We start from the raw sequence: 26,518 nt of genomic DNA on the forward strand, positions 1-26,518 counted from the left end.
AGCGCATTTTTCTTGAAAAGTGCACTAAAAAAAGAATATCTAATAATTATTTAAGAGATTCTATGGTAAAAGTCGACTAGGGTCAAAGAGAGCCCTTTATTGCATTAAGGAGCATTTTATGCCAGAAATTATTTTTAACGGTCCCGCGGGTCGGCTCGAAGGGCGTTATCAACCTTCACAACAAAAAAATGCACCCATTGCGATCATTTTGCATCCTCATCCCCAATTTGGTGGAACTATGAATCATAAAATTATCTATGACCTCTTTTATATGTTCCAACAACGTGGCTTTACAACTTTACGTTTTAACTTTCGTGGTATTGGTCGTAGTCAGGGTGAATTTGATTATGGAATAGGAGAACTTTCAGATGCTGCTGCTGCTCTCGATTGGGTTCAAACACAACATCCAGACTCTAAAAATTGTTGGGTAGCAGGATACTCATTTGGAGCATGGATTGGTATGCAGCTTTTAATGCGCCGACCAGAAATTGAGGGATTTATCTCAGTTGCCCCTCAGCCTAATGTTTATGACTTTTCATTTCTTGCACCTTGTCCCTCTTCTGGACTTATCATTCATGGCGGTATCGATAAAGTTTCCCCTCCAAAAGATGTTCAAATACTTGTCGATAAATTAAAAACACAAAAAGGTATCATCATTACACAAGAAATATTGGAAGAGGCTAATCACTTTTTCAGTGGATGTCATGAAAAACTTATTGAGCGATGTGCCCACTATTTGGATAACCATACCTCCAATGAACTTCTCGCTCCTCCTCCTGAAATACTTTCACTAACTTAGGAAAATACGATAGATTTATAAAAAAATTAGCAAAAATCGTCTCTGATCATAACAAAGTAATTTTTTTAGTCTGCATTTAAAACTTTTCTAAATTTTATTTCAGGATAGAAATGAGAATAACAGAATACCTTTTTTCTATTACTAAGAAGTCTCTTTTTTAGCGTATAAAGATAATAATACTTGTATTATTATCTTTATACTACCAATATGTCTCTTTCTCTTGTGAGGTGTGCGTCAGTTATGATAGATACCGCATTAATAATTCGTTATATAATCGCCTATTATATACAATAAATGCACTCTTAAATTAGGAAATTAAATCTGTGTTTGCCTTTAAATCTGATTTTTTACACATTATGAGCGAACGTGGTTTTATCCACCAAATTTCAGATGAAAAAGGCTTAGATGATCTTTTTTCAAAAGAAACTGTAAGCGCTTATACTGGATTTGACCCAACAGCATCGAGTTTACATGCTGGAAGTCTTCTTCAGATTATGATGCTTTATTGGTTACAAAAAACGGGTCATCGCCCCATTGCTTTAATGGGTGGAGGAACCGGATTGATTGGTGATCCTTCTTTCAAAGACGAAGCGCGACGCCTTCTGACACAAGATGATATTGCTGCAAATATTGATGGTATTAAAAAGGTATTTGCTAACTATTTGACATTCGGTGACCGAGAAACCGATGCTTGTATTGTGAATAATGCTGAATGGTTATGCAATTTAAACTACTTAGAATTTTTGCGTGATGTAGGAAAGCATTTTTCTGTCAACCGTATGTTGTCATTTGATTCTGTCAGACTCAGACTTGAGCGTGAGCACTCTTTGTCATTCTTAGAGTTTAATTATATGATTCTGCAAGCTTATGACTTTGTTGAACTTTATAAACGTTATGGGTTGCGTATGCAAATGGGGGGCTCTGATCAGTGGGGCAACATTATTAACGGAATCGAATTAGGACATCGTTTAGGAACACCGCAATTATATGCGTTAACATCACCATTGCTGACAACCTCTTCCGGTGCCAAAATGGGTAAATCATTGAATGGGGCTGTATGGCTAAATGCGGATAAACTTTCACCTTATCAATTTTGGCAATACTGGCGCAATACAGAAGATGCTGATGTAACACGATTTCTAAAGCTCTATACTCCATTGCCGATGGATGAGATTCTTAAACTTTCTCTATTACAAGGAACTGAAATTAACGAAGCAAAAAAAATTCTTGCAACAGAAATTACAGCAATGTTGCATGGACGTGTTTTTGCTGATGCAGCAGCAGAAACGGCTCGCAAGACGTTTGAAGAAAAAACTCTGGGAGAAAATCTTCCAACTGTTGAAATTAATGCCTCAGAATTAAAAAAAGGTGTTGGATTGCTCACTCTTTTAGTACAAGCAGGACTCGCTAGATCTAATAGTGAGGCACGCCGACACGTTCAAGGTGGAGGTGTCCGTGTAAATGATCAAATTATTGAGGATGAAACACATCTTATTATTGAAGGGGATGTCAGTGCAGAAGGAACCATTAAACTTTCTTTTGGTAAGAAAAAACATGTTGTGATGAAACCAGTATAATCTTTTGCTGTTTTGTTTATGTTGTTCACGTCGAGCTTGTTCTTTCAATTCAATCGTTGTGATAGGGCGAATTTTGTTAGGGAAATAAAAGTCTCTTCAAAACGATAAAATTCTAGAGAGTTGAATAGTTCTTTTCTTCTGTGTACTCTGATATTTTATACCTGTTACACAAAAAAGAAAGATGAAAACAATGACAAGACCAATGAAAGGTGCTCTTGCTCCTGATTTTACTTTGCCGCGCGATGGAGGTGAGACAGTGTGTCTTTCTGACTTTAAAGGAAAGCCTGTTGTTTTATATTTTTATCCAAAAGATGACACCAGTGGTTGCACAAGTGAAGCACTTGATTTCACAAAATTAAAGATGAAATTTGATGAAATCGGTGTTTCTGTTATTGGAATCTCTCCAGATAATGTAAAAAAACATGATAAATTTAAAATAAAACATGAACTTGATGTCATCTTGGTTTCTGATGAAGAAAAAACGACCCTCGAAGCTTATGGTGTTTGGGTTGAGAAAAGCATGTATGGACGCAAATATATGGGAGTTGAACGGAGCACTTTTTTAATTGATGCAAATGGAATAATAGCAGAAGAATGGCGCAAAGTAAGCGTATCTGGGCATGTTGAAAATGTTTTAGCTACTGCAACACTTTTATATCATAATGGTAACTTGTAAATTGAGTGTTTGATTTACCTTCAAAAGCAAAAGTTATTCTCCCTAATTGATTTTAGTTTTTCAACGGATTCAATTTTTACAATATATTGATTTATAAGGATAATGAATTGTTTTACATTTATATTAGTCCCCCGAATATCGCAAAATTTTCTGATTTCAGATTCTTCCTATCACTTGCAATATCATAAGCAGAATTAGCGTGTGAGAAAAAGTTGAAGAAAGGAACAAGAAAATCCCCCTTTAAACCTTTAAAGTATCAAAGGCTATATAACATCACAGCATCCATGAAACGAACAGCTTAAGAAAAAATCTATATGGCTTGAAGGAAGGATATATAATTAACGAATATCCTCAATTTTTTTGTCTTGTCCATAAATGCGCCGTGCGAGTGCTGCCTCTATAAATGCATCTAAATTACCATTAAGTACGGATTGTGGATCCGTATTTTCAATTCCTGTACGCAAATCTTTGACAAGCTGATAGGGTTGAAGAACATAAGATCTAATTTGATGTCCCCATCCGATTTCTGTTTTAGAAGATTCAGCAGCATTGGTTTCTTCTTCTCTTTTTTTAAGCTCTTCTTCATAAAGCCGTGCACGCAACATCGACCAAGCCGTAGCGCGATTTTTATGTTGAGAACGCTCTGTTTGACATTGAACAACAATACCCGTTTTTATATGTGTGATGCGAACAGCAGAATCTGTCGTGTTAACATGTTGTCCTCCTGCTCCAGATGCACGATATGTATCAATACGCACATCTGCCTCTGAAACATCAACTTCAATATTGTCATCAATAACTGGATAAACCCAAATGCTCGCAAAAGAAGTATGGCGCTTTGCATTCGAATCAAATGGAGAAATCCGCACTAAGCGATGAACACCTGATTCTGTTTTTAACATTCCATAAGCATTATGCCCTTTTACAAGAATAGTCGCTGACTTTATTCCTGCCTCTTCTCCATCATGAATTTCTAAAATCTCAACCTTCATTTCATGCTGTTCAGCCCATCGCATATACATACGTAAGAGCATAGAAGCCCAATCTTGGCTTTCTGTTCCCCCTGCTCCAGCATGAACTTCTAAATAGGTATCATTCGGATCTGCCTCTCCTGAAAGAAGTACGTCAATTTGCCTTTTATCTATCTCATTTTTAAGATTACGTATTGATCTTTCTGCATCAGCGATAATTTCCACATCACTTTCTTCTTCGCCCATCGCAATAAGCTCAATGCATTCTTCAAGTGTTTTTGTAAATGATAAAAGACCATTGATTGAATTATCAAGACGTTGACGCTCACGCATCATATCCTGTGCTCGTTGTGCATCATCCCATAATGATGGATCTTCCGCTTTTTGATTAAGATATTCAAGACGCTTTAGTGATTGATCCCAGTCAAAGATGCCCCCTTAGCAATTGTATTGCTTTCTGGATTTCATCAACTAATGTTTCTATTTCTGCTCGCATAATTTAACACCGTATTTTAAAAAACTCTTTTTGGTTGTGTCTCTTAGCATTTTATACAAATTTAATAGCTGCTATCAGAAAATGGTACAGTTCTATCACTCTATTTATAGAACCGACATTGTAAAAAAAGATAAAAACCATGACTCATGGCAAAAGGAGATTTTGTCGATTAATACAGGCCACCTGTCCCACTTTCAAGTGCTTTGTTGACTTGTGGAGAAGTCGTTACTGCAGGAACACCTTCTTGAAAAGAATTTGTACTCCCAATAACTTGATATATATCAGCAGGACCAGTCCCTGGTTTAAATGCTTCTATAATGACATCTTGATCTCCTCTTTCGGCAAGCATTCCTGTTTTCCGATTAATTGGCATTAAAATCATACCTTTTGGCATCTTAAAGGGAACATCTGGCTTCCCTTTAAGAGCATCTGCCATAAAATCACCAAAAATAGGTGCAGCTAATGAACTTCCTGTTCCATTATATCCTAACGAAGCTGGTTGATCATAACCGACAAAAATACCAACGACAATGTCAGGAGTAAATCCCATAAACCAGACATCCTTAGAGTCATTGGTTGTTCCTGTTTTAGCGGCAATATGTCGATTAAGATAACGTAAACGTGCCGCAGTACCACGCTGAACAACCCCTTCCATCATCGAGGTAATTTGATAAGCCGTCATAGGGTCAAGAACTTGATCTCGCTCATCAATCAATGTGGGCTCACTTTGATTATTCCATGAATTCGTATTACAATTTTCGCAAATACGATCATCATGACGATAAATTGTCTTCCCATAACGATCTTGAATTCTGTCTATCAGAGAAGGTTTAATAGAGCGTCCGCCATTGGCAATAACGGAATAAGCTGTAACCATCCGTAATACTGTTGTTTCACCAGCCCCTAAAGCCATGGGAAGATAAGGCTGCAATTTATCTACCACCCCAAAGCGTTCTGCATATTCAGCGACAAGAGGCATTCCCATATCATTGGCAAGCCGTATTGTCATAAGATTACGAGAATGCTCAATACCGTAACGCAACGTTGAAGGTCCTGCAAAGGTACCACCATAATTTTTGGGTTGCCAAACTTCACCATTATATTGACGAACTTCAATGGGGCCATCTAAAACAACGGATGCTGGTGTATATCCGTTATCAAGAGCTGCTGCATAAACAAAAGGCTTAAAAGCAGACCCCGGTTGGCGGTAAGCTTGGGTTGCACGATTGAATTCAGATGCGGCAAAAGAAAATCCTCCCACCATAGCAAGAACGCGCCCTGTATGAGGTTCCATAGCAACAATTGCACCTTCAACCTTTGGAATTTGTTGTAAACGATAAGTGTTGTTTGTATTGGATAGTTTTTCAACAAAAATGACATCCCCAACTTGCAGAACATGAGATAAATTCTGAACAGTTTTTCGATAACCATTTTCTTTTACAACATGGAGTGCCCATTTTGAATTAGCTTCAGATAAAACAGCAATTTCCCGTTTTTTTGATAATATACCTGAAGCTTCGCGCTGTGGCTGTAAACCAATCTCTACTTTGTTGGGATTAGTAGAAAGAACAACAGCTAAACGCCATTCAGGAACATCACTTAGCCCTATGATATCTGCAAGTTCTGCCCCCCAATCACCTTTCTCATCAATATGCGCATAAGCTCCACGCCATCCTTGCGCATGATCAAATCTAATTAATCCATCGTGCAAAGCACGTCGCGCAATAAGTTGTAAATGCGGATCAAGCGTTGTACGAATGGAAAGCCCACCTTCATAAAGTGTTTTAGCCCCATAGCGATGTATTAAACGACGCCGTACTTCTTCAGTAAAATAATCAGCTGCAAAAACATAGCTATCACTCCCACGGATTGTCGCTCCTAAAGGTTTAGCTTTCGCTTTTTCACCTTGTTCACGCGTTACATATCCATTTGCAATCATCCGGTCTATAACCCAATTACGCCGATCAATAGCACGTTGTGTATTCTTAAATGGATCATAATTTGCTGGTCCTTTTGGAAGAGCAGCCAAATAAGCACATTGTTCTAGCGTCAGGTCATTGACGGATTTATTGAAATAAGTCAAAGAAGCAGCAGCTATGCCATAAGTGCCACGACCCAGATAAATTTCATTGAGATAAAGCTCGAGAATATGATCTTTTGAATAAGTTTTCTCAATACGCATTGCTAAAATAGCTTCCTTAAATTTACGTTCTAACGTTGTTTCTGAACTTAAAAGGAAGTTTTTAGCGACTTGTTGCGTTATAGTTGATGCACCCTCTGGACGTCTTCCAGAACCAATATTACGAATATTATTGATCAAAGCTCGAGAAAGTCCTTCAGGATCTAAACCAAAATGATGATAAAAGTTTTTGTCTTCAGCCGAAATGAAAGCATTTATAACAAGCTTTGGTATTGATTGAATCGGTAAATAGAGGCGATGTTTTGTTGCAAACTCTGCCATAAGACGGCCATCAGAAGCATGGACACGGGTCATTACCGGCGGCTCATAAAGTGAAAGAACTTCATAATCAGGGAGTGCATTTGCTTGACCACTGGTCATAACACCCCACGTTATTGCACCATAAAGTCCAATAGCAATAAAAAAACGAAGAAGATATCTTAAAAAAATCATCATAAAAATGGCTATCGCTTTCTTAAGAATTAATTAAAGAAAAAATACGTTACTTCAAACACACCAAGTGGATATCACCACAAGATTGAGATCAAGAGAAATTGTTTTCTATCTTTTATTTATACCAGGGTACATTAGAAGCCCATATTGATACTCTATTTTCTCATAAATTTAAAGAGGCTGTATCATTTTCTGCCTATAATCAGCAAATTGACGAATAGAATGAGCAATAGAGGCTGCCATTTGTTTTCTCCAATGAGGATCATTTAATAACTTTTCATCCTCTTTATTGGATAAATAACCTATCTCTATCAAGACTGAGGGTATATCTGAAGCTCTTAAAACTTGAAAATTAGCATACCGATGTGGGTTATTAATCAAGTTAATATGATTCTTTGATAAACTTGAAATAACACTATTTGCAAAATTAACCGAAAATGTATGTGTTTCACGTCGTGTAAGATCCATCAAAATATCTGTAACTTCGAGCGTTTCATCTGCAGGCAAACCATCAAGCAAATCAACTTTATTTTCACTTTCAGCCAAAGATTTTGCAATGGCATCAGAGGCTTTATCTGATATGGTATACACTGTGGCACCGCGAAGAGAATGTAGATCAATCGTATCTGCGTGAATAGATATAAAAAGGTCAGCATCAAACTCTTGCGCTTTTTTAACTCTTTCACTTAGTCTTAAAAAAATATTGGAATCTCGTGTTAAAGCAACGGTAATATGAGAATCCTTTTGTAATTCGTCTCGCAATGCACGCGCAAAGTCTAAAGTCACATCTTTTTCTAAAATTCCAGTAACACCCCGTGCACCACCATCAATACCACCATGACCAGGATCAAGAACAACACGGAAATTATATGCTGGCATTAACTGTGTTTTTGTATCAAAATTGCTTCTTTGCTGTTTTTTTAATATCTCATCAAATTTTTCTTGTGTACTTTTACGAATATCAATCAGCAACTGCCATAAACCATTATTTAATTTTTTTACGACATTTTTTTCAACCACAAAAGCCGTTTTACTTGTCAAAATAATGCGTGAAGTCTGTATGTCAGAGAAAGCATAACGCACATCTGAAAGCATAACGGATAATGTATTCCGTTTCTTTAAAGGCGTATTTTGCATCGAAAAGTCAATTGTAGGTAAATTGATAATCAAACGTGCGGGCCTGTCCAAAATCTGTAAACGAACATTTGGTTTTGAATTAAAAACCGCAATAATACGCGTATGAATACTATCACCAATGGTTCGAAAATTAATAAGTCTCAGAGGATCTGCGGCTTGAACACTAGTTTGGAGTAGCAAAAAAGATAATAAAAAGTATGTGACGAGCACAATAACATCCCCATAAGCTGTTTTCAGCTTTTTGGTAAAAAAAACTCTTATCATAAGCAAAATACTCTACATTACCTTTGTAATAATTTATCTTGGTTACATAAAACGATACACCAATTTATTATCTATTTTTCAATAAAAGCTAAATAAACACCTCAAAACGAAATTAAGGTCATAAAGATATTATAATTATACATGATTTACATTGTTACTTGCCAAACGCATGATATCAACATAAAAGAATATTTATGCTTCCTAGCTGATAATAGTCATCTAAATTATCTGTAACTCATATTAAGTTGTCTTTAGAAGTTTTTTGTCTATTATGCGTTGAGACTTTTTTATGGATGAAAAATTTCTATGTTGTAACATTAGGATTGCATTACTTAAGATTCGTTGGTTCGGATATCCGAACTGTTTTAAAGATTATTTTACCGGAGACTTTTAAGAAAATATGAGTCATAAAAAACAGATGGAAATAATGATGAGAAATGGTGTAAATGCAGTCATGCCTTTGCACGTGGTGTTTCGTCCTGTTTTTCTGGTACCTCCCTTTTATGGCAGACAGCCTTTTATGTTTACGAATAGTTATGGCATTCGTTTGAATAAAATTGTGCATGTCGCCTTCAGGATATTAACTTATGTCAAACAAAATGCTTATAGATGCCTCCCATCCGGAGGAAACACGTGTTGTTGTTGTTCACGGCAACAAAATTGAAGAACTTGATTTTGAATCAGAACATAGAAAACAGCTCAAGGGGAATATTTATCTCGCACGTATTACGCGTGTAGAACCGTCTCTCCAAGCGGCTTTTGTTGAATATGGTGGAAACCGACATGGTTTTTTAACATTTTCTGAAATTCATCCTGATTATTATCAAATTCCTATTGCTGATCGCCTTGCTCTTCTTGAAGAAGAAGAAAAAGAAGCTGTAGGAGAAAATTCTGTAGATACCTTTACGGAAGAAGCAACTAAAAATAAAAAACGCTCCAGAAGAACAAAAAAAAGTGAAAAAAACAATGTTATAGCAGCCGATATTGAAAATGATATCACATCTGAAGCGATAATGATTGATAATACAGAAGAAGCATTAAATGCCAATATCTCTTATGATGAGATTGAAATGGTCGGTGCTGAGGACATCCGTGAAGAGCTCCCGATTTATCAAAGAAAACAAGGGCGTCAGTATAAAATTCAAGAAGTCATTAAACGACGTCAAATTTTGTTGGTACAAGTTATCAAAGAAGAGCGTGGTAATAAAGGTGCTGCCCTTACAACATATCTATCTCTAGCTGGTCGTTACTCTGTTCTAATGCCCAACACAGCACGTGGTGGTGGTATTTCACGAAAAATTACGAACGTACAAGACCGTAAGCGTCTTAAAGAAATCGTAAAAGAATTAGCCGTTCCAAAAGGTATGGGCGTTATCTTACGAACCGCTGGTGCCAATAGAACAAAAGCTGAAATTAAACGTGATTATGAATATCTTATGCGGTTATGGGACACTATTCGCACTTTGACACTCGAGTCAACGGCGCCATGCCTTGTCCATGAAGAAAGCAATCTCATCAAGCGTTCTATACGAGATCTTTATAATAAGAACATTAGTGAAATTCTTGTCTCTGGAGACCAAGGATATCGTGAAGCGAAAGACTTTATGCGTATGCTCATGCCAAGTCATGCAAAAGTTGTGCAACCTTACCGTGATCCTACGCCCATTTTTGCAAGAAATAATATTGAAATTCAACTTGATAAAATGTTGCAGCCACAGGTTTCTTTAAAATCTGGTGGTTATCTTGTTATTAATCAAACAGAAGCACTTGTTGCTATTGACGTAAATTCTGGCCGCTCTACGAAAGAATTCTCTGTTGAAAAGACAGCCTTACAAACTAACCTTGAAGCTGCTGAAGAAGTAGCGCGTCAATTACGCTTGCGTGACCTTGCTGGTTTAATTGTGATTGATTTTATTGATATGCTTGAAGAACGCAATGTGAAGCTGGTCGAAAAAAAATTAAAAGATTGTTTAAAAAACGATCGTGCTCGTATTCAAGTAGGTCATATTTCACACTTCGGCCTTTTAGAAATGAGTCGTCAACGTATTCGCATATCGGTTTTAGAAAGTACGACACAGCCCTGCCCACATTGCGCAGGAACAGGAAATATACGTTCTGAATCATCAATTGCGTTACATGTCATGCGCTCAATTGAAGAATATCTTCTTCATAATTCGCAACATAATATTATCGTGCGCACCCCCGTAGCAACAGCGCTTTATGTATTAAATCATAAACGCAATATTCTTGTTAATTTAGAAGCTCGCTTTAAACTTAATATTAGTATTGAAGCAGATGATAGTATTGGAACACAACATCTTGTTATTTCTAAAGGCTCAATAGCAGAGAGAATTTCTCAATCTTCATTGGAAGATGACAATAAGCAAGAAATTGAAGATTCTGTTTTCATAAAGAGTGAATCTATTGAAAATCCTTCTCCCATTGAAACAAATCAAAAGCGTCGGCGCAAAAATCGTCACGGTGAAATTACTGATCATTCTCTCTCCAACGTTCATAAAAAAGAAGATACCTTGAATGATGATTCTTATCGTCGAGGACGTCGTCGAGGACGTCGTGGTGGTCGACGCAATCAAGATAATAGTTTTCATCAGATTCGCGTTCCTTATGCGGAACCAGTGGGAGATTTTGCTAAGCAAGCTTTAGCAGAAATTAAAGCAGCGCATCGCAAACGTCGTGTTTCACCTGCTAAATCTTTTGAACTTGAAGAAACAAAAAATAATACACAAGCTCTAGATATACAACAACAGAGTGAATCTGAAAAAAATGATACAAGTATTAAACCTAAAAAACATTCTTCAAAAGTAGTACAAAATCAACTTTCTTTAGATAATGATCAAAATATTGCAGAACAAAAATCTCTTGAAGAAAAACCTACAACCAGTCCGGTGCGTAAAACTAAAACAAAAAAAGCAGACAAAGCTATTCATGAGGTAGAAGATAAAGCTCTTGAAAAGAGTAAAAAATCAACACGTGGAACACGTAAAAAATCATCTTCTAAAGAGACAACGCAAATACAAAAAATATTAGAGCAAGAAACTGTAATCGAGATGGAGAAAGTTATCGAAACCTCTCCTTCCCAAATTGAAGAAACAATTAATCAACCCGTTGTTATTTCATCAACGCCTAATGATTCTTCCAAAACTGAACGTATTGGTTGGTGGAAACGCAGAATTCTTTCGAAAAATTAAGGATTAAAAAAAACCGCCACAGAAAACTGTGGCGGTTCAAATAAACAATTATAGAAAACGTTTTGACCAACTTTTATGGTGTGGTTTTATTACTTTTGTTTCGCTTTTTCTTGCTCAGCCCGCATACGCTCTTCAATTTCTTTTTGCTTTGATTGAATAGCTTGCTGCAGCTTTATTTGTTCTTGTTGGAAATCTTTTTCCTCCATACCAGGACCGGTATAGGCTGCTGTAAACCCATTAAGAGAAAATTCAATAGGATTAGCTGAACCACGGAAATTAACTGTGGTTACAACCATTTTTGTACCACTTTTCATAGCTGCTATAAGCTTATCATCTAAGACATCATTAGCAATACAACTTGGTCCATTACAAATAATATAAGGAATTTTTTTAGAGAACTCGTCACCAATTTTAATGTGAACACCTTCTGGCAAAAAACGACCTGTAGGCACTTGAATACCTATACGTTTCTCATTTTGCTTCCCTTTTATTTCAACAAGATTAAAAGCCGTTAAAGGTTGTCCCGTATTCGATAATACAGTATTCATTGTATTACAAATATCAACATCATGCTGCTTACTGCAAACTTTGTACCAACCTTGTGATAAAGTTTGCGCATTTGCAGAAATACCAGCTATAAGAAAAAGGGCAGCGGCTCCAACTAATACTGAAACAGCAGAATAAACATTTTTATGCGACATGATTAAGTTAATCCTTTCAACGCGCTCTTAAGTAACTTCAAAAAATATTAAATATAATTCCAACTTAATTTATTAAATTATAATGAAATAACAATTAATTTTACTATTTTTACTTCAATATAAAAAAAAAAGTCAAATTTAGAGAAAAAATACGACGAGCCATTCTAATTTTTATACACTCATATCATTTCCCCTCTTCATCACATTGGTATTTGATGCAATCTACCCATAGAAACACCTCTGTGCATTTAAACTAAGATTACACAAACGAATCAATATTGCAATATTAATTAAAATAAACTCTGATACTACTCTAAAAAACTTACTAATTAAAATTTTTACATTTATTACTCTTCATGTTAAGCTTATAGAACCTTTGCAACATGTGTTGCAATGCATGAAGCTCCAAAATATCAGATAAATTTTACTGTTTTCCTTATGTGCCTCGTGTGATACACAAAAAAAAATCATCTACGATATTATTGAAACATTTAATGAATTAAAACCACTGATTGTCTAAAATTTCTGCATAATTGTAAGAGAGCTTTTTGCTAATGAACAATTTTCTGCCCTTGTTTACAAAATAATAGTGATACGCTTTTGTAATAAAAATTTTATATTCCATAGCGTTTAACTAAACAGTTTAGTTTAAAAATACGTTACTAAAGAAGTGCTTTTTTCTTAATTAAACAACACATTTTCTTAGAGAGAAAATCTATAACTGCTGAAAATATTTTATTTATAATAAACTTTCTTAAAATATAATAACATATTAATTTATAATAATAATTTATCTTTTTTCTATATTGTATGAAAGATCCTAATAGCGCAAACCTCTCTTATGTTGAATCAATAAAATTTATCCACTTGTACATCACAAGCGGAGTTAGTTTTATAGATAAAACTACTGAACAAAGGAAACCCTCCCTATGAATCATCTCACGTGCCTAAAGCCATAATAAATTTATGCTCATATATTAAACATCTATTATTGCACTTCTGTACGAATATCATCTCTCAGTTTTATAACGTGAATAAAAAATATAGCTTTTATCAATTTCTTTTAAGTTATTTCTTAAATAAAAGAATCTACTAAAATGATAAATTCTTTTCATCTTTCACAATATCAAAGATATAAATCGTTAATGATTTAAGTTTTAAGAAAAAAATGAATTAAAAATATCATTTTGTTTCTCTATATAACACAACTTAGAGCTATAAAATATCTCTCTTATCATATTAATGAAACAAGATTTATGATATGAGATGTATCGTCATTAAAATAATTAAACAGATAAAAATAAAAAACTACAAGCACAAAAAATTATGCATAAAAAGAAAACATAAAAAAGATATATGATTTTATTATTTAATATATATATTAAATCTTATATGATAAGAACAATATATAATATCTTATGTGCATAAAATTACTTTATTATAAATAATAATTAAAAACAAAAAATTAAAATATATTTTAACTATTATTTAGTATATAATCTTAATTTCTCTGTATTTATATGAGTAAATTTTTAATTGGCTATTCTTATAGCATTATTTTTTATGAATTTTCTAAACTATACCGTTACGAAAAATTAAGTATTTTTCTATTTTGAATATAATTCAACATAAATCAAATAAATAATTTTTAATTGAATAATTCTTCAACATGAAAACGCATACGATCTATAATATTCTTTTTCTTGTTTGGAAGCATTATATTATGTACTTCTTTAATGGTATTACAAAGCTTAGGTGCACTTTTTACAAACCAATTATCTTCTGTAAGACTATTTTTTATATCGTCAAATATTTGTTTTTCATAACTATAAGAGCCATCTGTTAGTAATTCTTTAATATCCCTGACTAAACTAGGACTTATTGAATTATTTGCGCCTTTAGCCCAACTAAAATCTTTATCTTTCCAATCAAAATCTTTGCGCAAAATAGCACCTATATCACTTTGCAATATATCCGCTAACGTATTGCAAGCAATAATAAATATGAGATAATTTTTCATTATCTCATCATCACCTCCACTTTTCTCATTCATTCCCCATTCATTAAACGTTTGAGTTTTTTTTTAATAATCTTTTGCTTTAATCAACTTTTCTTCATACTCCCCTACTTCATACTCTCTCGCTATATGTATTCTAGAGATAATTTTTTGTTTTTTTTCAGCTAGATCCTGTAATTTCGAACCAAGATTATAATATTCATCCTTCAGAGTTTTCAGTTTTTTATATAACTTATTCCGTTCCTGTAAACGCTCATAGTATTCTGCTTTAGAAATATTTTTTTCCCAAATATCCAAATGAGATATACTTTCTTCAATAAATTGTATGCTCTCTTTAATATTCTTTCTTTTGTTTTTTAAATGTTGGTATTGTTCATCAGAAGATAACTCAGCATAAGCGTTTTTTACGCCATATATTAAAGTGAGTAACAAAAAAACGATAGTTAGACACTTTTGTAATGAAGAAAGCATGCTATCTTTACCTAAATTCTTTCTAAAAAATTTACAGGAGCTTATTAGCTTATTATATTGAAAGTGCTATTTATTGCAGTTAAACCGTCTAATCTATTTTCTTCATTATATCAATACGTATATAATAAAAACCAAATAAATATATAAAAGGTTCTTTATTGTAAACTTAAATTTTATTCAGAATGATTTTATAAAAATGAGTAACAGTTCTGAAACAATAAAGAAATTTTTTAAACAGAATGTTATTCTGCCATTTCGACAAGCTGTGTCATAATATTCGCTGCTCCAACAAGCCTTTCATCCGCTGAGGACCAATCACGAATAAGAGCAATACTTTGATCTGGTCGAATTTTTGCCATTGTACCTTGTTTTCCCACCCACTGAACAAGAGCAACACTATTTGCGAAATAGTTATTACGAAACTGTATGACAATCCCCTTTGGTCCAACATCTAATTTTTCTACATGTGCTTTTCGACACAATGTTTTAATATGAAAGACTTTAAGAAGATGTTGAACCTCAAGGGGAAAAGGACCAAAGCGATCAATTAACTCCGCTGCAAATTCATCAATTTGTTCTAAATCATCAAGTTCTGTTAAACGACGATAAAGTCCCATACGTAATGATAAGTCAGGCACGAAACTTTCTGGTATCATCACTGTTGTACCAAGGGAAATTTGAGGTGACCATTGCTTATCTTCATTTATCTCTCCATCTTTTAATTCAGCAACAGCTTCTTCAAGCATTTTTTGATAGAGTTCAAATCCAACTTCTTTGATATGCCCCGATTGCTCTTCACCTAAAAAATTGCCTGAACCGCGGAGATCCATGTCATGGCTTGCCAATTGAAAACCGGCCCCTAAGGTGTCAAGAGATTGTAACACTTTAAGACGGCGATCAGCAGCAGTTGTTAAAACTTTACCAGCAGGAAATGTAAAGAGAGCATAAGCACGTTGTTTTGAACGTCCTACCCTACCACGTAACTGATAAAGGGCAGAAAGACCAAACATCTCAGCACGATGCACAATTAGGGTATTGGCTGTTGGAATATCAAGACCTGATTCAATAATGGTTGTTGAGAGCAGCACATCATATTGTCCATCATAAAATGCATTCATGATATCATCAAGTTGTCCAGCCGGCATTTGTCCATGAGCCACAACGAATTTCAGTTCTGGCACATGTGTTTTGAGATATTCTTCTACAAAAGCTAAATCAGAAATACGAGGACAAACATAGAAACTTTGTCCACCACGATAATATTCTCGAAGCAGGGTCTCTCGTATAACAAGTGCATCAAAGGGTGAAATAAAAGTACGAACCGCCATTCTATCAATGGGGGGGGTTGTTATCAATGAAAGTTCACGTACACCCGATAAAGCTAGCCCTAAAGTGCGTGGTATGGGAGTTGCTGAAAGTGTGAGAACATGAATATCACTTTTAAGCTCTTTTAAACGCTCTTTGTGTTTGACACCAAAATGCTGTTCCTCATCAATGATAAGAAGGCCTAACCGTAAAAAATTAACTGCACCACTTAATAATGCATGGGTTCCAATGACAATATCGATTGTACCATCTGAAACACCTTTTTTTACTCGTGCAAGTTCTTTCGCTTTTACAAGCCTCGAAGCATGTCCAATTTTAACCGGTAATCCTTGAAAACGCGAAATAAATGTTTTGTAATGTTGACGTGAAAGCAAAGTTGTCGGTACAACAACAGCAACCTGATATCCATTTAATGCTGCAACAAAAGCACTTCGAATGGCTACTTCAGTTTTTCCAAAACCAACATCACCGCATATCAAGCGATCCATCGGCTTGCCTGAGGCTAGATCGTCCAAAACAGCATCAATTGCATTCATTTGATCTTCCGTTTCTTCATAGGGAAAGCAAGCAACAAACTCATCAAATGGTCCAATTGGTGGAAGTAAAGCAGGCGCAGCACGAGTCATACGCTCTGCAGCTATACGGATTAATTGCCCTGCCATTTCCAATAAATGTTTTTTAAGCCGAGCTTTACGTGCTTGCCAAGCAACACCTCCTAATTTATCTAAAGTTACCTCTGTTCCTTCTGAGCCATAACGTGAGAGAAGCTCAATATTTTCAACAGGTAAAAAGAGTAAATCACCTCCAGCATATCTAATTTCAAGGCAGTCTCGTAAAATTCCAGTGGTTCTGATGGTTTTAAGACCAACAAATTGGCCAATACCGTGGTCGATATGCACAATAATATCACCAGAATTTAAAGCAGAAATTTCAGAAATAAAATTTGTATTATTCTTACGCCGCTTTGGCGATCTTATAAAACGATCGCCAAGGATATCTTGCTCTGCAATAATAGCCAAATCTTCAGCCACAAAACCATGTTCTATCATGATAACAGCTGCTAATATGCGATCTCGAGGTGTTGCTTTGACTGTTTGCAAAGATTTTGCAACATCTATTTTTTTCAATCCATGCTCATCGAGAACTTGTAACAAACGATTGAGAGATCCTTCACTCCAACACGCTAAAAGCACTTTTTTACCAGCAGCGCGTAAAGATGCGATATGATCAATAACACTTGAAAAAACATTTTTTTCCTGCGCATTACGCTCTTTTACAAAATCATATCCTTGTTTAACATTTGTGTGAATAACAGTTTGTTCCAAACTTTGTGGAACATTAAAAGGAGAAAAATCAATACGCTGTGAAGATTGTTGCGCACCTTCCAAAACACGCTCTGGCGTTAAATAGAGAAGACTAGGATCTATTGGATGATAAGAAGTAGAATTTTTTTCATCACTTTCGCGCTCTTTGCGCGCATTATAATAGTCTTCAATAAGACGATAGCGCTCAATGAAAACTTCTTCTATGAGATGCTCAAAAACTATCGGTAAATTGCCACAATGATCAAAAAAGCTATCAAGGTTTTCATAAAAAAATGGAAGCCAATGTTCCATACCGGTAAAACGCCGACCTTGAGCAATTGCTTCATAAAGCATGTTATTTTTTTGTGATACACCAAATGTACAGGTATAATTGCTTTTAAAACGACTGATACGTTCTGGTGTAAGAACAACCTCACTCATTGCCTGTAATAAAAGTTCAGTTTTTTGGCCTGTTGTCCTTTGACTTTCTGGATCAAATACGCGGATACTTTCTAGGGTATCTCCAAAAAAATCAAGGCGTAAAGGTTCAACATCCATCGGAGAAAAGATATCAAGTATTCCTCCTCTTACAGCAAACTCACCAATATCACGGACAACCGTAACGCGTTCAAAACCATTGGTTTCTAGAAATTGAATAAGATTTCCCATGTTATTGCGCTGGCCAACACGTGCGTGAATAAGCTGAGCTTCTATCATTTCACGAGGAGGCAACTTTTGCATAATTGCATTTGCTGTTGTTAATATAATTGCAGAATATGGATCTTTCCGTAAATTTGCTATGTGTGCCAATGTTGATAGTCGACGTGCCATAACAGCAATTCCTGGTGATACGCGATCATAAGGCAAACAATCCCATGCAGGAAATTGAAGTACGGGTAAATTGGGTTCAATAAAATTTAAAACTTGTTGTAAATGCGCAATTTTTGTTCCGTCACGGACAACATAGATGAGCGGTTTATCTTGTGCAATTTCTGAACTTAATTTAGCAAGCGCAAAGGCTTCAAATCCATCAGTAACGCCATCTAAAATCATACGAACAGAATTATTTTTGGGAATAACAATTTTTTTAAATATAGGCATTGGAATCAATAACTTAAGCAAAAACGATAATTAACAATATCACGAAAAAGTGGACTATCGACCTCAGTGGGGGGCAAAATTTCTCCAGTGATCCATGTGAGTAAATCACGGTCATCAAAAGACATAATATACTCAAGCTCAGAGAGCGTTTTATCATTCATCTCAGTGATATGAGCATCAACATAATGCCCAAAAATGAGATCCATTTCACGAATACCGCGATGCCATGCACGAAAAATCAACCGACGACGACGAGCATCTAATTGATTTTTGTCAACGACAAAAACTGTCATAAAAAATCTCCTTGAATAAAGTAATATAAACTATTCAATTAGTCGTATAAAGTTTTTACCTTGCTTTAAGGAAGTTCTATAATCTTTTGTTCTTTAAGTGTAATTCGACGATGCATTTGCTTAGCTAAAGCGTAATTATGTGTTGCAATAAGAGCAGAAAGACCAGACTGACGAACAAGGATAGATAAAGCTTGAAAGACATAAGCTGAAGTTACTGGATCAAGATTTCCTGTAGGTTCATCAGCCAAAAGAACCGAAGGGCCATTTGCTACTGCACGTGCAATAGCAACACGTTGTTGTTCTCCTCCCGATAACTCTGAGGGACGATGGTTCGCACGATGAGAAATACGCAGATACGTTAATAATTTGCACGCACGATCTTCTGCTATGGATTTTTTTAATCCTGCTATCATTTGCGGTATCATGACATTTTCTAACGCCGTAAACTCTGGAAGTAAATGATGAAATTGATAAACAAAACCAATATCATTTCGTCTTATAGCTGTTCGCTCACTATCAGAACGCTTTGCACAAGAAACACCTCGTAACATCACATCACCAGCGGTTGGTTTTTCTAATAATCCAGCAATATGAAGAAGTGTTGATTTTCCAGCACCAGATGGTGCAACAAGGGCAACAAGCTCTCCACGATTAAGAGTAAAATTCGCTTTATCTAAAACAATGAGCGGCTTATGACCCTCGAAAAAGTGTCTTTCAATCTCTACAAGCTCTAAAATAGCTGTCATTATTCATACCTCAAAGCTTGTACGGGATCTAGCTTAGCAGCACGCCATGCCGGAATGAGAGCAGCAAGAAACGACAAGAATAAAGCCATCATAGCAACCAAGATGGTCTGTTTCCACTCAATTTGTGCAGGCAATTTTGTTAAAAAATAAAGTTGAGGATTAAAAACGTCGACATTAAATAACCAAGATATAAAATCTTGGATATGATTAATATTCGCGGTCGCGATAACACCTAAAACTAACCCCAATATAGTTCCAATAAAACCAATCATCATTCCTGTAATGATAAATATACGCAAAATCGCACTCTGTTGAGCCCCCATCGTGCGTAAAATTGCAATATCATGACTTTTATCTTTTACAAGCATAATCAGCCCTGAAATAATATTTAAAGCAGCAACAAGAACGATCAGAGAAAGAATGAAAAACATAACATTTCGTTCAATCTGTAAGGCTGAAAAAAAAGCCTGATTGCGTGTACGCCAATCAATTAAATAGACCTGTTGATCAACTGCTTTTTCTACAACAGGTTTTATTTGATCAACAGCATCAGGATCATTTAGAAATAATTCTAAAGACTGAACCTTATCTCCCAAATTAAAAAACATTTGTGCTTCATGGAGAGGCATAAAGATAAATATTGAATCATATTCAGACATACCAACTTCAAAAATAGCAACGACTTTATAAGCTTTCACACGTGGGGTAACGCCAAAAGGAGTCTCATCACCATCTGGAGTAATAATACGAATATCTCTTCCAACTGTCAGTCCTAATTTTTCTGCTAAGCCACTTCCAATTGCAACACCTTCTTCTTGATCAAACCGAGAAATCGATCCTAATTTAATGTTTTGAGAGACTGTTTTAAGCTTTTCTAGATCTTGTTTGCGCATACCACGAACTAACGCGCCAGAACCACCTTGAACTTCACCTTGAACAAGCGCTTGACCTTCAATAACAGGTAAAGCAAACTTCACACCATTTGTAGTTTCTAAAGAAGAAATAAGAGTCTTATAATCAGAAAAACCAGAATCAACTGTTTGAATAATAAGATGCCCATTCATACCAAGAATACGATTGAGAAGTTCTGTACGAAAGCCATTCATCACCGCCATAACAACAACCAGAGCAAATACCCCCAACATAATCCCAATAAGAGAAATAATTGAAATAACAGATGCAACGACATGTTTTTTATTGGGAATCATATAACGAAAAGCGATCATCCACTCATAAGATGAAAAGCATTTGTTTTTCAGCCTCTTCATAATATTTCCTATTAAATTATAGAAAGTTGGCTGAGCACATCTTCAACCTTTAGAGATTTTTTTATTCCTGTTTTTCGATCTTTAATTTCAACTTCATTTTGTGCAATGCTGTTAGGACCAACAATGATTTGCGTTGGCAAACCAATCAAATCCATTGTTGCAAATTTTGATCCAGGGCGTTCATTTCTATCATCTAATAACGGATCAAAACCAATCTTCTTTAATCCCTGATAGAGAAACTCACATGCCTGTGTGCATTTTTCATCATCGGGCTTCATATTGATAATCCCAAAATCAAACGGTGCCATCGACTTTGGCCAAATAATACCATTTTCATCATGAGAAGCCTCAATAGCGGCCGCAACAAGACGCGAAGGCCCAATACCATAAGATCCCATAGAGACCACATGCTCTTTTCCATCTTGTCCCATAACTTTTGCTCCCATTGGAGTAGAATATTTAGTACCAAAGTGGAAAATATGCCCTACTTCAATACCACGCGCTGAAAGACGATTATGATCAGAAACTTTAGCCCACTCCTCTTCATTATGCATTTCTTCCGTTGCTGCATAAAAAGATGTCCATTGCTTAACAATATCATCTAAAACAGCTTTATCACTAAAATCGATTGAACTATCAGGAATGGTAAGTTCAAGAAATTGTTTATCACAGAAGATAACACTCTCTCCTGTTTCAGCCAAAATGATAAATTCATGACTGAGTTCCCCCCCTATTGGACCTGTATCTGCACGCATAGGAATTGCTTTTAAGCCAAGGCGAGAAAAAGTGCGTAAATAAGCAACAAACATACGATTATAAGATGTTTCAGAGCCTTCATAATCAAGATCAAAAGAATAAGCATCTTTCATTAAAAATTCTCGTGCTCGCATCACACCAAAACGTGGACGAATTTCATCACGAAATTTCCATTGAATATGATATAAATTAAGCGGAAGATCTTTATAAGAACGAACATAAGAGCGAAAAATATCTGTTACCATCTCTTCATTGGTTGGACCGTAAAGTAAATCACGCTTTTGACGATCTTTAATGCGGAGCATTTCCAAACCATAATCATCATAACGACCGCTTTCACGCCAAAGATCAGCAGACTGAATTGTAGGCATCAATATTTCTATTGCACCCGCACGTTCTTGCTCTTCACGAATAATTTTACAAACTTTATCAAGCACTTTTTTTCCCAAAGGAAGCCAAGAATAAATCCCTGATGTTTGTTGTCGAATCATTCCAGCGCGCAACATGAAGCGATGAGAAACAATTTCTGCTTCTTTAGGATTCTCTTTTAAAAGTGGAAGGAAATATTGAGAAAGACGCATTGAAATAATTAACTCCTAATCAGATATATCATATCGGAACAATTTATCACACCCTCTATTCATCTATAGCCGCATTCTGAATACTTGCAAATATAACGATCTTATCATTTAAAAATTTATTGTGCTTTATTCTCTATTTTTCTTATTTAGCAATAAAATAAAAATGCTCTTCTCTTTTTTAATAACGTAATAGAAAAGTTCTTTTATTTTGACCGATGTAAAAAAACTGTACAGATAGGTTTTTTTTGCCAAATTTCATGAACAGCCGCTCTTACTGCACGTCGTGTTGCCTCTCGAATAAGTTCATTATTTTTCTGTTTCATGCGTGGGATATTATAAACTGTGTTTTCTACGATATCTAAAAGAATATCTTTTAAACTTTCCCCCTTTCCATTACTTTCAGGTAACCCGAATGTTGTTAGACCTATATCCCCTAATAATTCATGCTTACTATTTATATGGAGAGAAATAGTAACATGACCAGCATAACTTAGTTTACGGCGTTCACGAATCCCTAATTCATCTTCATCTCCAATTAAGCAACCATCCTTATAGATGCGGCCAACAGGAACTTGATCAATAACTTCTACAGGCTCTGGTGCAAGACGTAACATATAGCCATTTCTGATATCCATAACAGTTTTAATACCCGCTTGACGTGCTAAAATTGCCTGAGCCTTAAGATGCATTGCTTCCCCATGTACAGGGACAAGTATTTGTGGCTTTATCCAATCATACATCTGTAAAAGTTCTGAACGACGGGGATGACCTGAAACATGAACAAGTGCATCTTCATTCGTAATAATTTTAATACCCAAATCAATGAAACGATTTTGTACCTCAATAATCGCTTTTTCGTTTCCTGGAATACTTCGTGATGAATAAATAACGGTATCACCAGCGGAAAGTGCAATATTTTTCATTCCATCACGTGACAGTTTAGCCAAAGCAGCACATGGCTCACCTTGGCTCCCTGTGACAATTAAAACAAGATCTTTTCGCGAGATGTAGCCATAATCATCTTCCGTTACAAATGGTGCTAAATCATTCATATAACCAAGCTCTTGTGCAACCATAATACTTCGCTTAAGGGAACGCCCAATGACAAGCACCTTACGTCCAGCAGCTTCAGCTGCAAGAGCAATAGAACGTATCCGACCAATATTAGAAGAAAAAGTTGCTATCGCAACGCGCCCTTCAGCTTTAGAAATAATCTCTGAAAGACTGGCTTGAACTTGCTGTTCTGAAGGAGAGATACCATCCCGACATGCATTTGTGGAATCACAAAGTAATGCTAAAATACCTTTTTTGCCTAAAGCACGAAATCTTTTTTCATCGGTTACAGCCCCGAGTGAAGGGGTATGATCAATTTTCCAATCACCAGTATGAATCACAGTCCCCAAAGAGGTTGTAATTGCTAAAGATACAGATTCTGGTATTGAATGGTTAACGGCTATAGCCTCTACAGCAAAGGAACCTACCTGAAAACAATCACCAGCTTGAAAAATATTGAGTAAAATTTTTTGAGATTCAAAATCTAATTGTTTTTTAGTTTCCAATAATCCTGCCGTAAAAGGCGTACAGTAAATTGGTACTTGTAACTTTGGACATAAATCAAGAACGGCCCCATAATGATCTTCATGTGCATGTGTTAAAACAAGACCCCGTATATTGTGTTTTTCACTTTCTAGAAAACGAATATCAGGCAAAACAAGATCGACACCTGGTAATTCAGAACCAGCAAAACTAACCCCCATATCAACCAGCAGCCATTCACGAAGACTTTGGGGACCAAATCCGTAAGCAGCTAAATTCATCCCTATCTCACCTACACCTCCCAGAGGTAAAAAAACAAATTCATTCTTATTGGCTGCAACCATAAACATCTCCCAAATCATTAAGGTATTTGATGATAAAATAATTTTTCAACAACGGCCTGCATTAGACAGAATCAGCCAAACCAAAATGAACATCCCCAGCTGTTATAATTGCTGTCTGACCGTCTTTTTGCTTTATGATGCAGTTAAAATCACTATCAAGACCATCAAAAATACCCTCAATGACTTTTTCATCATTCACCACTTTGACATATTTCCCAAGATGAGCGGAGTATAAAAGCCATTTTTTTCGGATTATTTCACATCCTTTTGGTTGTTTCCAAAGAAGGTAATTTTTAGAAAAACACTCCGTCAAAACCGTAAATAATTGTTCTGCATCAATATGCAAACCGATATTCTTTAAGCTTGAAGTGGAATAGGGCGCATCTTCATAATTATATTTCACATTTATTCCAATACCAATAACCAAGGCATATTGTTGTGATGACAATTTTAAAATCTCAAGCAAAACTCCAGAGCTTTTTTCTCCTCTGAGCAAAATATCGTTTGGCCATTTTAAGCTCACAATATTGTTTGTCTGCTTTTCCTCTTTTATCAATTGTTTTATTGCCTCTGCCACACTTACTCCAGCAACAAAACCAAGTTGAGCCGCAGTTTGATGAACAATATCATCAATTAATAAAAGACTAGAATAAAGGTTCCCTTTTGGACTAGACCAAGTCCTCCCTCTTCTTGCTCTTCCCTGTGATTGTTCTTGTGCAACAATCCAAAGATTACCTTGATGACCAGTTTGCGCTTTTCGTTGCGCAATGAGATTTGTTGAATCAACACTATCGTACGCTTCAACAGTGTATCCCTGTTTTTGTGCAAAATCTGATAAAGTATAAACCATATTCATTAAAACAATGCTGTTGCTGCTTTTTCTGCTAGCTCAGCGAACCAAACTCCAAAAAGCGCGTAAAATAAAATAAAGAATACAGAAAGACCAAGACAAAATTGAAGCTCTTTCGATAAAGCAACAAAATGCGCTTGTGCATCATCAAACCACATAATTTTAATGACTCGCAAATAGTAAAAAGCCCCAACGACAGACGCTATCATCCCAACGACAGCAAGTGGCGTAAGTCCAGCGTGGACAGCAGCAGAAAAGGTATACCACTTTCCAAAAAAACCAGCCATAGGTGGTATACTGGCTAAAGAGAAAAGCTGTATTGTCATCACAACAGCCATAAACGGATTCGTCTTTGCTAACCCTGAAAGATCATAAATATTTTCAACATTTCCATTCTGAGAGCGCATTCCAAGAATAAAGGCAAATGAACCAAGCGTCATTCCAAGATAAATAGTCATATAAAGGATAACACTTTTTATCCCAAGCATATCTCCAGCAGATAAACCAACAAGTGCATAACCCATATGACTGATCGACGAATAAGCCATTAAGCGCTTAATATTATTCTGACCGATTGCAGCAAAAGCACCCAGTATCATTGATGCAATCGCCATGAACACCAAAATTTGTTGCCATGCAGGCATCACGTTATCAACACGCCCTAGGGGAATAAAGGTCACCACAATAATACGGATGGTTAAAGCCATTGCAGCAACTTTAGGGGCACCAGCAAAAAATGCTGTAATCGGTGTGGGCGCTCCTTCATAAACATCAGGTGTCCACATATGAAACGGAACAGCAGAAATTTTGAAAGCCAAACCAGCTAAAATAAAGACAATTCCAAAAATGACCCCCAATTGTACATTTTTGCCTTTTAAAGCAAGAGCAATTTCGTGAAAACCAATTTGACCGGTAAAACCATAAAGCAAAGAAATACCATAAAGAAGCAAACCTGAAGATAATGCTCCTAAAACAAAGTATTTTATACCGGCTTCAGAAGATTTTACATTATTACGATTAATCGCTGCTAAAACATATAAAGCTAAAGATTGCAGCTCTAACCCCATATAAAGCGACAGCATATTACCCGCTGAAATCATAAACATCATTCCAAGGGTTGCTAAAAGAACAAGTACTGGAAACTCAAATATATTAAACTTTTGTGCATTGGCAAAACCAACAGACATGATAAGAGAAAAGAGTGCACCAATAAGCATTAAAATTTTCATATAACGACTAAAGGAATCGATAACGAGCGCATTGGTTTGAAATGAACCATTTTTCGGAAAAATTATAAGAATAATAATGGTTGCCACAAGAATTGCTATGGCTAAACCTGTCACTGTTAAAGAAGCACGTGTATTGGAATAAACACCAATCATAAGCAGCACGACAGCTCCTAATGCAATTAAAAGCTCTGGAAGAATTAAGACTAATTGCGCTATTATTTCAGTTTGCATGTG

At 35.7% G+C, this 26,518-nt stretch carries 17 protein-coding genes and 1 pseudogene; 4 read left to right on the forward strand and 14 right to left on the reverse strand.

Annotated features, from left to right (window positions below):
* The first annotated feature begins 118 nt into the window (after positions 1 to 118).
* The 3 genes from ACFIQE_RS02030 to ACFIQE_RS02040 all read left to right on the forward strand — a co-directional run bounded on the left by ACFIQE_RS02030 (position 119) and on the right by ACFIQE_RS02040 (position 3,052).
* Positions 119 to 799, forward strand: coding sequence for an alpha/beta hydrolase (locus ACFIQE_RS02030; RefSeq protein WP_375621241.1), 681 nt, complete (start codon positions 119 to 121; stop codon positions 797 to 799).
* Positions 800 to 1,122: 323 nt separating this feature from the next.
* Positions 1,123 to 2,376 carry a tyrosine--tRNA ligase gene (gene tyrS, locus ACFIQE_RS02035; RefSeq protein ID WP_375621240.1) on the forward strand — a complete coding sequence of 418 codons (1,254 nt, stop codon included), beginning with the start codon at positions 1,123 to 1,125 and terminating at the stop codon, positions 2,374 to 2,376.
* A gap of 190 nt (positions 2,377 to 2,566) precedes the next feature.
* Complete coding sequence (locus ACFIQE_RS02040) at positions 2,567 to 3,052, forward strand: peroxiredoxin (RefSeq protein ID WP_375621239.1); 486 nt, start codon at positions 2,567 to 2,569, stop codon at positions 3,050 to 3,052.
* Between the two features lie 338 nt (positions 3,053 to 3,390).
* Here ACFIQE_RS02040 and prfB read toward each other — a convergent pair.
* From prfB to ACFIQE_RS02055, 3 genes are all read right to left on the reverse strand, one after another.
* Positions 3,391 to 4,519, reverse strand: a protein-coding gene (gene prfB / locus ACFIQE_RS02045) for a peptide chain release factor 2 (RefSeq protein WP_375706738.1) whose coding sequence is annotated in 2 segments (ribosomal slippage) — positions 3,391 to 4,449 and positions 4,451 to 4,519 — 1,128 coding nt in all. Because the reading frame shifts where the segments join, the coding sequence is not laid out codon by codon here.
* 169 nt (positions 4,520 to 4,688) lie between these two features.
* Complete coding sequence (locus tag ACFIQE_RS02050) at positions 4,689 to 7,154, reverse strand: penicillin-binding protein 1A (RefSeq protein WP_375621237.1); 2,466 nt, start codon at positions 7,152 to 7,154, stop codon at positions 4,689 to 4,691.
* A gap of 168 nt (positions 7,155 to 7,322) precedes the next feature.
* Positions 7,323 to 8,552, reverse strand: coding sequence for an N-acetylmuramoyl-L-alanine amidase (locus ACFIQE_RS02055; RefSeq protein ID WP_375707226.1), 1,230 nt, complete (start codon positions 8,550 to 8,552; stop codon positions 7,323 to 7,325).
* A gap of 587 nt (positions 8,553 to 9,139) precedes the next feature.
* Between ACFIQE_RS02055 and ACFIQE_RS02060 the strand changes: the two genes are divergently transcribed.
* The gene (locus tag ACFIQE_RS02060) at positions 9,140 to 11,761 is read left to right on the forward strand and encodes a ribonuclease E/G (protein ID WP_375707227.1); all 2,622 of its coding nucleotides are present in this window, start codon (positions 9,140 to 9,142) and stop codon (positions 11,759 to 11,761) included.
* Positions 11,762 to 11,850: 89 nt separating this feature from the next.
* On the opposite strand, the gene ACFIQE_RS02065 is transcribed toward ACFIQE_RS02060, so the two are convergent.
* From ACFIQE_RS02065 to nuoN, 11 genes and pseudogenes are all read right to left on the reverse strand, one after another.
* On the reverse strand, positions 11,851 to 12,462 hold the full coding sequence (locus ACFIQE_RS02065; RefSeq protein WP_273791265.1) for an invasion associated locus B family protein: 612 nt from the start codon (positions 12,460 to 12,462) through the stop codon (positions 11,851 to 11,853).
* A gap of 1,648 nt (positions 12,463 to 14,110) precedes the next feature.
* On the reverse strand, positions 14,111 to 14,515 hold the full coding sequence (locus ACFIQE_RS02070; RefSeq protein WP_375685200.1) for a hypothetical protein: 405 nt from the start codon (positions 14,513 to 14,515) through the stop codon (positions 14,111 to 14,113).
* A gap of 30 nt (positions 14,516 to 14,545) precedes the next feature.
* On the reverse strand, positions 14,546 to 14,950 hold the full coding sequence (locus tag ACFIQE_RS02075; RefSeq protein WP_375707228.1) for a hypothetical protein: 405 nt from the start codon (positions 14,948 to 14,950) through the stop codon (positions 14,546 to 14,548).
* Between the two features lie 242 nt (positions 14,951 to 15,192).
* Positions 15,193 to 18,681 (reverse strand): transcription-repair coupling factor, encoded by a 3,489-nt coding sequence (mfd, locus tag ACFIQE_RS02080; RefSeq protein WP_375707229.1) that lies wholly within the window; start codon positions 18,679 to 18,681, stop codon positions 15,193 to 15,195.
* 5 nt (positions 18,682 to 18,686) lie between these two features.
* On the reverse strand, positions 18,687 to 18,974 hold the full coding sequence (locus ACFIQE_RS02085; protein ID WP_375707230.1) for a succinate dehydrogenase assembly factor 2: 288 nt from the start codon (positions 18,972 to 18,974) through the stop codon (positions 18,687 to 18,689).
* Positions 18,975 to 19,039: 65 nt separating this feature from the next.
* The gene (locus ACFIQE_RS02090) at positions 19,040 to 19,720 is read right to left on the reverse strand and encodes an ABC transporter ATP-binding protein (RefSeq protein WP_375640725.1); all 681 of its coding nucleotides are present in this window, start codon (positions 19,718 to 19,720) and stop codon (positions 19,040 to 19,042) included.
* A complete protein-coding gene (locus tag ACFIQE_RS02095; protein WP_375640720.1) occupies positions 19,720 to 20,988 on the reverse strand; it encodes a lipoprotein-releasing ABC transporter permease subunit in 1,269 nt (422 codons plus the stop codon). The genes ACFIQE_RS02090 and ACFIQE_RS02095 overlap by 1 nt, the downstream gene beginning before the upstream one ends.
* An 11-nt stretch (positions 20,989 to 20,999) precedes the next feature.
* A complete protein-coding gene (proS, locus tag ACFIQE_RS02100) occupies positions 21,000 to 22,325 on the reverse strand; it encodes a proline--tRNA ligase (protein ID WP_375707231.1) in 1,326 nt (441 codons plus the stop codon).
* Between the two features lie 203 nt (positions 22,326 to 22,528).
* A complete protein-coding gene (locus ACFIQE_RS02105) occupies positions 22,529 to 24,205 on the reverse strand; it encodes a ribonuclease J (protein ID WP_375621228.1) in 1,677 nt (558 codons plus the stop codon).
* A gap of 45 nt (positions 24,206 to 24,250) precedes the next feature.
* A pseudogene (locus ACFIQE_RS02110) lies at positions 24,251 to 25,061 on the reverse strand (biotin--[acetyl-CoA-carboxylase] ligase).
* Entirely contained in the window at positions 25,061 to 26,515 is a 1,455-nt protein-coding gene (nuoN, locus tag ACFIQE_RS02115) for an NADH-quinone oxidoreductase subunit NuoN (protein ID WP_375706733.1), read from the reverse strand. The pseudogene ACFIQE_RS02110 and the gene nuoN overlap by 1 nt, the downstream one beginning before the upstream one ends.
* Between the last annotated feature and the right edge of the window lie 3 nt (positions 26,516 to 26,518).

It is taken from the genome of Bartonella sp. AA1HLJMS (assembly GCF_042197445.1).
GTDB lineage: Bacteria > Pseudomonadota > Alphaproteobacteria > Rhizobiales > Rhizobiaceae > Bartonella.